This window comes from Gillisia marina (genome assembly GCF_000258765.1).
GTDB classification, from domain to species: Bacteria; Bacteroidota; Bacteroidia; order Flavobacteriales; family Flavobacteriaceae; genus Gillisia; species Gillisia marina.
On record NZ_AJLT01000040.1, the window covers coordinates 47,185 to 59,700 of the forward strand.

The following is a 12,516-nucleotide window of genomic DNA, read 5'->3' on the forward strand; positions in this document are numbered from 1 at the left end:
CTATATTTTTCATTTCGATGCTTTTATTGTTGGTTTCCCATTATGAATTCTAAATCTGTTTTGGTTTGGTAGAAATTATTGAGAATCTCTAAATAATCTAGCTCTATTTTTGCGGCTCTATCCAAACTTTGGATATATTCTACATAGCCTATTTCTCCTTCCTTAAAACCTCTTTGAGCTTGTTTAAAGATCAACTTGGCCTGCGGAAGCGCATACTCATTATAAGATTTAAGGTTTGATTGAAGCTGCCCTAATCTTTCACGCAAGTGCAAATAATGAGTATTCATCTTATTGCTTGCAGCCCGGTAGGTAGCTTCTCTTTCCTTAGTTTTGAGTTTTTCAGCTTTCACTTTAGAGAGCTGAGGTTTTGCCCATAGAGGAAGAGAAATTCCAAATAGCACTCCAGAAAATCTATCGGAAGAATCATATAAAACATTCTCTCCCGCTAAATTTTGTCCGGGACCATTAAAAGATTGATTATAATAACCAATGCTTAGATCCGGTAAAAGTTTCGCTTGTTCTACTTTCCTTTCTAAATCAGCAATTTCAATTTGTTGTTCGATAAAAGTGAGTTGTGGATTATTTACAGAATCTTTCTGAAGCCCTTCTATATCTTGTGCTCCCACAAAATTTGTTGTTATAAAAGGAACATCTACCAATTCATCTGAATTCAGCAATTGCTGAAGTTCTCTTTGATGCCTTCTAATCGCCACCCTATTTTCTTCTTGCTGCACTTCAATTTCGGCAACTCTTGAACTTGCCGTGGCACGTTCCAAAATGTTGCTTTCTCCCGTTTTATATCTTACTTCCGCAGCTCTATTAAAATTAGAGTAGATACTGTCTTGCTTAAGAAAGATCTCCCGTCGACCTTTTTCAACTAAAAGCTTATAATACGCCGACTTTACCTGTGCGATAAGTTCGTTTTTAGTTAGTGCTTCCCTCAACTCGCTGCTCTTTACTTCAGCCTTATTCAATTTAGATCTGTTTATATAAACTGAAGGAAACTCAAACCGCTGACTTACGGTTAAGCGAAGATCATCATCATAAATACTATTATTTTGACCATACTCTCCATTGAATTCTGTTTTCGGGAGATTCCAGGAAGTTCCGCTTAATGCTTCGGTTTGTTGCGTTTTAAATTTAGCCGCCTGTACTTCAGGATTATTTTGAATTGCCGTTGATATTAATTCTCCTAAAGAGGAATAGGTTTTTATAGGATCTTTTTCTTGCGCAAAGCCAATATTTCCGAAGCCTAGTCCGAAAATCACAAGTAAGATTGCAACTTTTGGAGTTTTTCTCCATCCTCTTTCAAAATAATAATACAATACCGGAAGCACTATTAACGTAAGTAAAGTGGCAGAAATTAAACCTCCAATAACTACGGTGGCCAGCGGACGCTGCACCTCTGCTCCCGAAGACCCCGAAAGCGCCATAGGTAAAAATCCTAAAGAAGCCACAGAAGCTGTCATAATTACCGGGCGTAAACGAGTTGCTGTTCCTTGATACACTCTTTGAAAAACATCTGTCATCCCCTCTTTTTTAAGTCGGTTAAATTCGGCTATAAGTACAATTCCATTTAATACTGCAACTCCAAAAAGCGCAATAAAGCCGACCCCTGCAGAAATGCTAAATGGAAGATCTCTTACATAAAGCGCAAACACGCCACCAATTGCAGAGAGTGGGATTGCGGTAAAAATTAGAATTCCTTGTTTTATAGATCCAAATGTGAAATACAACAGAATAAATATTAGCAATAAAGCTAATGGCACTGCATAACTCAGTCTTTTCGTTGCTTCCTGAAGGTTTTCAAATTGTCCTCCATACCCAACGGTAAAACCGGGAGCAAAACTTATTTCCTCATCAATTTTAGCACTTATTTCTTCAACTACACTTTCCACATCCCTATTTCGAACATTAAAAGCCACCACGATCCTTCTATGGGTATTATCCCTCTGAATCTGGTAAGGGCCATCTTCTATAATTACTTCTGCTACTTGATTTAACGGAATTTCTCTCCCATCTGCTGCCGTGATGTATAAATTCTGAACACTTTCCAGATTATTCCTGTTTTGTTCATCCAACCTCACCACCATATCGAATCTCTTATCTCCTTCATATACCAATCCTGCCGAAGCACCTGCAAAAGCAGTTTGAATGCTTTGGTTTACATCCCTAATATTCAATCCGTATTTTGCAATTTGGTCTCTTTTAAAATTAATCGCTATTTGTGCTACTCCGGTTACTTCTTCAATATAAATATCGGTAGCACCATCAACATTTTCAGCAATCTCCCCCACCTGACGGGCATAATTGGAGAGTTCATCCAAATCTTCCCCATAAATCTTGATCGCAACATCCTGCCGCACTCCTGTCATCAACTCATTAAACCTCATTTGTATGGGTTGCTGAAAACCAAAAGTAACACCGGGAATCACTTCCAAAGCTTCGCTCATTTTATCTGCAAGTTCCTCTCTGGAAGAAGCCGAAGTCCAATCGTCTTTGTCTTTTAAAATGATCATAAGATCAGCAGCTTCAATAGGCATCGGGTCTGTAGGGATCTCCCCAGATCCAATTTTGGATACTACCTGCTCTACTTCAGGAAAATTATCTAACAAGATCTTTTCAGCTTTCGTCGTCGCTGCAATTGTATTATTCAAGGAACTTCCCGTGATCACACGAGTTTCTACGGCAAAATCTCCTTCTTCTAAAGTTGGAATAAATTCGCCTCCCATATTCAGAAAAACTAGTAAGGAAACTATAAATAATCCTAAAGTGATTAATAAAACTCCTATTCTAAAATTCATTGCACGCTTTATCAAGGGAGCATACAGCCTATTGAAAAAAGCCATGATCTTATCGGAAATATTGGGCTTGTGCTTGGTATTCTTGCTTAAAACCAAGGCAGACATCATTGGCACATAGGTTAATGATAATATGAACGCACCTAAAATGGCAAAGCTCACCGTTTGCGCCATAGGTCCGAACATCTTTCCTTCGGTTCCTACCAAAGCCAAAATAGGTAAGTATACTATAAGAATGATTATTTCACCAAATGCCGCAGAATTCCTGATCTTGCTAGCCGATTGGAACACTTCTTCATCCATTTCCTGCTGCGTAAGTTTTCTGGTGAATTTTAAGGCTCCCAGATGAAAAAGGGTCGCTTCTACAATAATCACAGCTCCATCTACGATCAATCCAAAATCGATGGCTCCCAAACTCATAAGATTTGCAGAGACGCCAAAGACATTCATCATTCCAAAAGCGAAAAGCAATGCAAGCGGAATTACTGAAGCTGTGATAAGCCCTGCTCGTAGATTACCCAACAAAAGAAATAATATAAAAATAACGATAAGCGCTCCCTCGACCAGATTTGTAGTTACGGTATTCGTTGCCTTATCTACTAACTTTGTTCTATCTATAAATGGCTCTATCACTACACCTTCCGGAAGCGATTTCTTGATTTCCTCCATTTTAAGCTTGACGCTCTCAATAACCTCAGCAGAATTTGCTCCTTTTAGCATCATTACAATAGCACTCACCACTTCTCCTTGCCCGTTTCGGGTAGTGGCACCATATCTTACCGCGCTTCCAATTTGAACCTTGGCTACATCCCTTATTAAAATTGGACTTCTACTGGGATTGTTCTTTACTACAATGTTTTCAATATCTTCTAAAGAACTTACCAAACCTTCGCTTCTAATAAACAAAGCATTATTGCCTTTTTCAATATATGCTCCACCGGTATTTTCGTTGTTAGCTTCTAGTGCTTTAAAAATTTCGCCAACGGAAATATCCATGGCATTTAAACGCTCGGGAGCTATTGCGATTTCATATTGCTTAAGATGCCCTCCAAAACTGCTCACATCTGCCACGCCGGGAGTTCCCAATAACTGGCGACGGATTATCCAATCCTGAATCGTCCTTAATTCTCTATCGTTATATTGATCTTCATAGCCTTCTTCGGTAGTGATCACATATTGGTATATTTCTCCAAGCCCAGTAGATAATGGAGCAATCCCGGGTTTCCCTGCGGAAGCTGGGATTTGTGATTGTGCTTCGGTTAGTCGTTCATTCACCTGTTGCCTGGCCCAATAAATGTCCGTTTTCTCTTCAAATACAATAGTAACTACCGATAATCCAAATCTTGAAAAAGAACGAATCTCTTCAATTTCAGGGATCGTTGCCATGGTAATTTCAATAGGAAAAGTGATAAGCCTTTCTACTTCTACCGCAGCCAAATTTGGAGAACTGGTAATTACTTGAACCTGATTGTTTGTAATATCCGGAACCGCATCTACCGGTAATTGTTGTAAAGAATAAGCACCCCAGAATATCAATCCGAAGGTGAGTAATCCTATCACCAATTTATTGGTAATGGAAAATTTTATAATACTGTTAAGCATAATTATATGGAATATTAATATGTAAAATTTGAAAACTCCAAATCTCAAGTCCAGGAATAATGACTAATAACCCCGGTAGAGTTTAAGATTTTGAAAAGTGTTTAAAAATTACTTATGCTTGAGGAGGTTGAAGCGGGGAATCCAGAAATTCTGAAAAGAATCTAGAACTATAAAATGAAAATTCTGGTTTTAACTCAACAATCTCGGGAGAGATCGCATAATCTGAATCTAAAAACTGATAAACTAAAGAATGTGCACAACAATGATGACTGCTTTGAAATGGTAAATCCTCATGATCTGAGTCTTCATGATGCTTTTGTGAGCCATCAAAAGTAAAATAATCTTCTTCTAAAAATTCCATAAAGGAGTCGCCAAAGGCGGCATTATGCTCTTCATAATGCTCTAAAAGGTTAGAGATTTTTGGCAATTCACAACAAAAATCCAAGGTGAGTCCCAATCCTTGAAGCAAGAAAAGAAATGTTAGTGTTATGGAAGTTATGTAATTCATTAGCACAAAAGTACTTTTTTTCAAATGCAATGCCAATGCATTTAAAACCAAAATCCGAAACTGATAAACCACTCATTCTGCTTGATTTCCGGGGAATAGGAATATTTCACTTCTACAGGACCTAAAAAGGTTTCTATTCCATATCCTAATGCATATCCCGTATAATCTGGCGTAGAAAACCAATTCCCGGTGGTATATAACTCGTTCTCCACATTCGCAAAATTGGCACTCAAGGTAATATGGTTTTTTCTAAAAATCTCATAATCCAATTCCAGCATTCCTTTTATATAACTATCCCCGGAAATACTTATAAAATCGTATCCATAAAAGGGAATGAAATTATTAATAAAATCATTTCCGTAACCTCCTAAAAAGAAATCCAAAGAATTTGGCCCTTCTTGCCCTATTCTGAATCCTGTTTCTGATGAGATTCGAGTGGTAAACTTATTAAAAGGACTAAATACATAACCTACCGTCCCTTTGGCTATGGAGAATTCGTTAAAGTTGTTATTATAATCTGAAGAGAATGCATACAGATGAAAATCTCCATCAAAATAAACCCCTTTTGTTGGGAAATGCTTATTATCGAAACTGTCCAATTTTAAATATCCGAACGTGCTGTAATAATTGCTCTTTTCGAATGTACCGTTTGGATTAGCGCTCGCAGTAGTATTCCCTAAAGTTTCTGTTGTAACCTTTAAGTATTTATGTTCAATTCCTACTCCAAAGGAAAATATTTGCTGAAATTGGGTCTCTACATATAACTGATTGGTATAATCTTGATAATCCACCTCCACCTTATTAATTCCAATCCCATCTACATTTGCATTGCTATCCACAAAATCAAAAGGAATCCCTTTATTGAATGTGTTATATCTAGACTTAACCCCTAAACTCCAGTAGTATCCCTTATCTATATAATACTGAAAGTTATATCTGAAATTATCTCCTAATACAACATCCAATGAGGCAACATCATTCGTAAACAAGGAGCTTTTTTTTTGTCAGGTTTACAAGTGCTCCACTTTTATACAAATTGTCGTAATGCAAGGCCAACCTTAAAAACATCTTATTTTGACTTTCCTCCAATTGCAATGCTAGTGTGTACGCATCCTTTTTTGGAGTTAGGCTATAATTAATCCTATTGAAATTTCCGGTGGCAGAGAGTTTATTAATACCGTCGGTTAAATTTCCAATGGTGTAATTAGAATCGTATTTTAAATTCAGTTTCCCAAGAATGTATGCTCTTGGGTAGCTACTATTTCCTTCAATACTTAGGGCGTCAATATTTATGGTATCTATGGTATTTACCTTTTCTGAAAGATATTTTTTCTCGCCTTGTTTTTCTTTAATCAATTGAAGATTTTGTAATTTATTTCTTGCGGCTACTTCCCCGGAATCTATAATCGCCGATCCTTTTTCAAAAGAAAGCACGCTAAAGCCTTTGATGTTTGGCTTTATATAGACATCTGTTAATGCTATATTTTCCTCCATATGAGCGATGGTTCTAAAATTGTTTATCTGTGTAAGAATTTCGAAAACACCTTTTAAATGTTTTCTGTCTGCTAAACTATCCTGAACATCAACACCAATTACAATGTCTGCACCTCGATTTCTAAGCTCTTTTACAGGGTAGTTATTTATAACGCCCCCATCTGTCAATATTTTTCTATCAATAGTTACGGGACTAAATACCGAAGGAATTGCCCCGCTAGCCGAAACTGCTTTTGCTAAAGATCCACTTTCTAATATCACTTGCTCCCCGGTTTCAATATCTGCTGCAATACAAAAAAATGGAATTGGCAACTTGCTAAAATCCTGATTTCCGCCCAGATGCAGTGTAAGTTTAGACATCAAATTGTAAATATTTTGCCCTTTGGAAAGTCCTGAAGGAAAGGAAATATTGAAGTTATCGAACGGAAGGCTTAAAGCATATCTTTCGTCCTCCTCCTTCTCGTAAAAAGTTTTGGAACTTCTGGGAATATCATCCTGAATTAAAATATTGAAATTAATCTCATGGAAAATAGAGTCTAATTGATTTGCCGTATAACCCGCAGCATACAAGCCTCCAATAATAGCACCCATACTACTCCCACCTATATAATCTATTTTAATTCCTGCCTCTTCAATGACTTTTAAAGCTCCAATATGCGCAAGTCCCTTGGCTCCTCCCCCACTTAAAACCAGCCCTACTTTTACCTCTTCTTTATCCTGACCAAACCCGGAAAAGGCAACTAAAAGGGCGATAAGTAGCAGGATTTTTTTCATTTATTCGGGATGATATTTATTATAAATAATACTCGCTTTGGATAGTCCAATTACAGCAGCTAATTCCTCTAAGGTAGCCTCTTTTACTCTTTTAAGCGACCTAAAATGCTTCAATAATTCTACAACCGTCTTATCTCCAATGCCTACAATGGATTCTAACTCGGTATTTAATGCTTCACTACTTCGTTTATTTCTGTGAAAAGTAATTCCGAATCTATGTGCCTCGTTTCGCAATTGCTGAATGATTTTTAAGGTTTCAGACTTTTTATCCAGATATAGCGGAATAGAATCCCCGGGGTAATATAACTCTTCGAGTCTTTTCGCAATTCCTATGATCGCGATTTTTCCTCTCAAGCCTAATGCTTCTAAAGCTTTAACTCCTGAAGAAAGCTGACCTTTTCCTCCATCTACAATTATTAGTTGCGGCAATGGCTCTTCTTCATTTAACAGACGTTTATATCTCCGGAACACAACTTCTTCCATCGAAGCAAAATCATCTGGGCCTTCTACCGTCTTAATATTGAATTTACGATAATCTTTTTTGCTTGCTTTACCATTTTTGAAAACCACGCAGGCTGCCACGGGATTGGTTCCTTGAATATTGGAGTTATCGAAGCATTCTATATGTCTAGGCTCTACATTTAATCTAAGATCTTCTTTCATTTGCGCCATGATTCTATTTACATGCCTGTCTGGATCTACAATTTTCATTTGCTTAAATTGCTCTTGCCTGTAATATCTTGCATTCCTATGCGATAGATCTATAATGCTCTTTTTATCTCCCAATTTAGGAACCGTGATCTTAATGTCTTCTCCAACGTCTACTTTAAATGGCACATATATTTCCTTGGACATAGAGCTAAATCGTTGTCTAATTTCTACAATTCCAAGTTCCAGCAATTCCTTATCAGTCTCCTCCAATTTTTTCTTCATTTCTATGGTGTGAGAGCGAATAATAGCACCATGAGAGATCTGTAAAAAATTCACATACCCATAGCCTTCATCACTAACAATAGAAAACACATCTACATTATTGATCTTTGGATTTACCACGGTAGATTTAGACTGGTAATTCTCTAAAACGTGGATCTTTTCTTTGATTCTCTGGGCATCTTCAAATTCCATTTTTTCAGCATGTTCTTTCATTTGAAGATGAAATAACTGAAGAGACTCTTTAAAATTCCCTTTTACGATGTTTCGGATCGCTTCAATATTCTCGTTGTATTCCTTTTCTGCTTGCAGCGCTTCACAGGGGCCCTTACAATTGCCTAAATGGTATTCTAAACAAACCTTATATTTTCCGTTTTGGATCTTTTCTTCAGCAAGATCGTAATTACAGGTGCGTAACTGATATAAGCCTTTAATAAGATCCAACAAGGTGTTTACCGTTTTAAAACTCGTAAAAGGACCATAATACTCACTCCCATCTTTTATTAATCTCCGGGTAGGAAATACTCTGGGAAAGCGCTCATTTTTAATGCAAATCCAAGGATAGGTTTTATCATCCTTAAGCATCACATTAAAGCGTGGTTGATACTTTTTAATAAGGTTGTTTTCCAACAACAGGGCATCGGTTTCAGAGTTTACCACAATGTGCTTAATATCGCGAATCTTCTTCACCATCAAATCGATCCTATGGCTGTCGTGAGATTTCGAGAAGTAAGAACTAACTCTTTTCTTTAAATTCTTAGCTTTTCCAACATATAGGATCTTACCATTCTTATCGTAATATTGATATACCCCCGGACTGTCGGGAAGCGTTTGTAATTGTATTTTTAGGGGCGTAGTTTCCATTTTTTCAAATATATTACATATTCCCGGGAGCATTAAACTTTAGGTTGCAGTAAATGTTAAATTTTAAGGCCTTCTGAAATACTTTCTACTTTAACTCATCTCCCTTCTGAAGCATTTTTCTTATAAATGCTTATTTCGCTAGCTTAAAAAAAATCTCAATAATCAATTTAGTAACTTGCAGCCATGGAGAAAAGAGTAATAGGGAAATTTGACAAAGCCGATTTTCCGATGTTGAAAATGGAAAATATCGCTATAAAAATTGATACAGGAGCATACACTTCCTCTATTCATTGCAACAATATTATAGAAAAGGAAGATGCACTACATTGTACTTTTTTAGATGAAGAGCATCCGCTTTACAACGGAATGGAGATTGTTTTTAAAGATTATGATATTGTATTTGTAAAAAGCAGTAATGGTATCATTCAGAAGCGATTCCAGGTACAATCCACTATTAAAATTTTTAATAAACTTTATAAAATTTCGCTTTCTTTGTCTGCTAGACAAGAAATGCGCTATCCCGTATTAATTGGTAGAAAATTTCTAACCAAAAAGTTTATTGTTGACACGGAGTTAACAGATGTCTCTTATAATTTGAAATTAAATGAACATAAAAATACTGTCAAGAAATAGCAGTCTTTATTCTACCAGACGACTTGTTGAAGCTGCCAAAAAAAGGAATCATCATGTAGAGGTTTTAGATCCACTTAAATGTGATTTGATTATAGAAAAAAGGAAGCCTCATATTTTTTATAAAGGAAAAGTATTAGGAGAAACAGATGCTGTTATTCCTAGAATTGGTGCTTCTATAACGTTTTATGGGACAGCAGTAGTAAGACAGTTCGAAATGAATAGCGTTTTTACCACAACATCTTCCCAGTCCTTAATGCGCAGTAGGGACAAGCTACGAAGCTTACAAATTTTATCTCGGGCCAGGTTAGGATTGCCAAAAACGATTTTTACCAACTACTCCAAGGATGTGGGAGAAGTAATCGAGCATGTTGGGGGCGCTCCATTAATTATAAAGTTATTGGAAGGAACTCAAGGTTTAGGCGTAGTTTTAGCCGAAACACAAAATGCAGCAGAATCGGTAATTGAAGCTTTTAATGGACTGCAAGCAAGAGTGATAGTTCAGGAATTTATAAAGGAAGCAGGCGGAGCAGATATAAGAGCTCTGGTGGTAGATGGCCAAGTTGTTGGCGCTATGAAACGTCAAGGGAAAGACGGTGAATTTAGGTCTAATCTTCATCGTGGGGGAACAGCCAGTATTATAGAACTTACAGATGAAGAAGAAGCCGCGGCCATTAAAGCTGCTAAGGCAATGGGCTTGGGGGTTGCTGGAGTAGATATGTTACAAAGCTCCAGAGGGCCACTTATATTGGAAGTAAATTCCTCCCCTGGTTTGGAAGGAATTGAAGCGGCTACTGGGCATGATATTGCAAAGACCATCATTAGATATATTGAAAAACATTCATAAATATGGCTCACATAGATAAAAATAATGTTTTAGAGATTTTAGGCAAGAAGATCCTGCCCGGTCAAGGCGCTGTTATCAACCTAAATATGGCTAAATTATACACGACTACTTCTGTGGAAGTACCTGTAATAATTGAGCGTTCCAAAAAATCCGGGCCTGTTATCTTAATAACTGCCGGGATTCATGGAGATGAAATTAACGGAGTAGAAATTGTACGCCAACTAATTTCTAAGGGAATAAATAAACCGGTTATTGGTACCGTTATTTGTATTCCCATCGTAAATGTGTTTGGATTTTTAAATCTTTCCCGTGAATTTCCCGATGGTAGGGATCTTAATAGGGTTTTTCCGGGAACTAAAAATGGCTCTTTAGCAAGTAGGTTTGCATACCAGTTCGTGCAAAAAATTCTTCCGGTAGCCGATTTCTGCATGGATTTTCATACAGGAGGTGCTAGTAGATTTAATGTGGCACAAATAAGAATTCAAAAAGACGACGAAGATGGGAAGAAATTTGCTAAAATTTTCAATGCCCCTTTCACCTATTATTCAAAAACCATTGGAAAATCCTATAGAGAAACTTGTAAACGATTAGGCAAAACCGTGCTGTTATTTGAAGGAGGAAAATCTTTAGATAGCAATAAGGATATTGCAAAATATGGCGTAGATGGAACTATGAGAGTTCTTAAACATATGGGAATGCTAAAACCACGTTTTGTATGTGAGGATCCACCTTTGGATAGTATTCTTATTGAAAACAGCACTTGGATGCGTGCAAAATATAGCGGATTAATTCACGTAAAGATTGCCTGTGGTAAACATGTAGAAAAAGGAGAGTATATAGCAACTATTACAGATCCTTATGGAAAATTCAGGCATAAAGTAACCGCTTCTTATGCGGGATATGTGATTAATGTGAATGAGTCTCCAATCGTTTATCAAGGAGATGCTATTTTTCATTTATCGGTACCATCTAAATTACCCAATGAAGAATAGGCTACGCAAACAATATGAGTCGAAAAGGGATGAATTAACTTCAAGTCAAATTGAAGAGTTTAGTCTTGAAATTGCAAATAAGTTGCTGCAATTACCTATTTGGGATCTGGAATATTATCATTTATTTCTAAGTATTGCTGAAAAGAAAGAAGTTGAAACCGAATTCATACTTCATATTTTACAAGGCAAGGATAAAAATGTAATCCTTTCAAAAAGCGATTTTAATACAAGGGAATTGCATAATTTTTTACTTACAGACACGACCGTTATTAAGAATAATAAGTGGAATATTCCGGAACCGGCTGGTGGTATAGAAATCCCTTCAGAAAAAATAGAGGTGGTTTTTGTTCCCCTACTTGCTTTCGATTTAATTGGGCATAGATTAGGGTATGGAAAGGGCTTTTACGATATCTTTCTTGCATCTTGCAAGCCCGATGTGATAAAAGTAGGTGTTTCATTTTTTGAGGCAGAAAAAACGATTCCTGAACTGGAAAATAGTGATATTGCACTAGATTACTGTGTTACACCCCATAAAACGTATGTTTTTAAAAAATAACCGCCTATATTTGCTTAGCTTTTAACATTGCCTTACATTTAAACTACCTAGATAGATAATTGATGCTCAACGACCTTCAGTTAAATAATATTTTAGAAGACTTTGACATTGCCTATTGGAAAATCAATCTTCTAACGAAAGAAATTACTTGGTCCGATCATTTTGAAGCATTGGTGGGAACTCCTCCAACCGATGAATCCATCTTTGAATATTTTATGAATAACGTCCTGCATAAGGACTATCGCTATGATTACCGCGTTGCATTTGAAAATCTCACCTCAGGTTCCGAGGATCTCAATCAGGAAATAAGACTGAAGCTTAAGAATGATAAGTTTAGATGGTTTGAATGCCGTAATTTAAAAAGCAAGGATAGCAACAATACAGAAAATGCAGTACTGCTATTTGTAAACATCCATCAATCCAAAAGAGACCAGTATACCATAGAGGAAAATTTCTTCTATTATCGGGAAACGGCAGAGATGACCACGACCGGTGTTGGTATATAGACATTCATACAA

10 protein-coding genes are annotated in these 12,516 nt (G+C 36.8%); 5 read left to right on the plus strand and 5 right to left on the minus strand.

All coding sequences use genetic code 11. The features are described 5' to 3' along the window. Nucleotides 1–23: 23 nt before the first annotated feature. From ON07_RS10365 to uvrC, 5 genes are all read right to left on the minus strand, one after another. Nucleotides 24–4,403, minus strand: a complete 4,380-nt coding sequence (locus tag ON07_RS10365; RefSeq protein ID WP_010231002.1) for a CusA/CzcA family heavy metal efflux RND transporter — start codon at nt 4,401–4,403, stop codon at nt 24–26. A 112-nt stretch (nt 4,404–4,515) separates the two neighbouring features. Further along, nucleotides 4,516–4,911 (minus strand): hypothetical protein, encoded by a 396-nt coding sequence (locus tag ON07_RS10370; RefSeq protein WP_155807211.1) that lies wholly within the window; start codon nt 4,909–4,911, stop codon nt 4,516–4,518. A gap of 41 nt (nt 4,912–4,952) precedes the next feature. After that, nucleotides 4,953–5,900, minus strand: a complete 948-nt coding sequence (locus ON07_RS17825; protein ID WP_316928138.1) for a hypothetical protein — start codon at nt 5,898–5,900, stop codon at nt 4,953–4,955. Further along, a complete protein-coding gene (locus tag ON07_RS17830; RefSeq protein WP_316928139.1) occupies nt 5,887–7,179 on the minus strand; it encodes a patatin-like phospholipase family protein in 1,293 nt (430 codons plus the stop codon). Before ON07_RS17830 ends, ON07_RS17825 begins: the two co-directional genes overlap by 14 nt. Next, nucleotides 7,180–8,973, minus strand: coding sequence for an excinuclease ABC subunit UvrC (gene uvrC / locus ON07_RS10380; protein WP_010231006.1), 1,794 nt, complete (start codon nt 8,971–8,973; stop codon nt 7,180–7,182). A gap of 183 nt (nt 8,974–9,156) precedes the next feature. On the opposite strand from uvrC, the gene ON07_RS10385 reads away from it, so the two are divergent. The 5 genes from ON07_RS10385 to ON07_RS17175 all read left to right on the plus strand — a co-directional run bounded on the left by ON07_RS10385 (nt 9,157) and on the right by ON07_RS17175 (nt 12,504). Then, nucleotides 9,157–9,606: an ATP-dependent zinc protease family protein gene (locus tag ON07_RS10385; RefSeq protein ID WP_010231009.1), complete on the plus strand. Its 450-nt coding sequence runs from the start codon at nt 9,157–9,159 to the stop codon at nt 9,604–9,606. Next, complete coding sequence (gene rimK, locus ON07_RS10390) at nt 9,578–10,450, plus strand: 30S ribosomal protein S6--L-glutamate ligase (protein ID WP_010231011.1); 873 nt, start codon at nt 9,578–9,580, stop codon at nt 10,448–10,450. Before ON07_RS10385 ends, rimK begins: the two co-directional genes overlap by 29 nt. A gap of 2 nt (nt 10,451–10,452) precedes the next feature. Beyond that, nucleotides 10,453–11,442 carry a succinylglutamate desuccinylase/aspartoacylase family protein gene (locus ON07_RS10395; protein WP_010231014.1) on the plus strand — a complete coding sequence of 330 codons (990 nt, stop codon included), beginning with the start codon at nt 10,453–10,455 and terminating at the stop codon, nt 11,440–11,442. Beyond that, entirely contained in the window at nt 11,432–11,998 is a 567-nt protein-coding gene (locus tag ON07_RS10400; RefSeq protein ID WP_010231016.1) for a 5-formyltetrahydrofolate cyclo-ligase, read from the plus strand. Before ON07_RS10395 ends, ON07_RS10400 begins: the two co-directional genes overlap by 11 nt. A gap of 62 nt (nt 11,999–12,060) precedes the next feature. Continuing rightward, complete coding sequence (locus ON07_RS17175) at nt 12,061–12,504, plus strand: PAS domain-containing protein (protein ID WP_010231018.1); 444 nt, start codon at nt 12,061–12,063, stop codon at nt 12,502–12,504. Nucleotides 12,505–12,516: the final 12 nt, after the last annotated feature.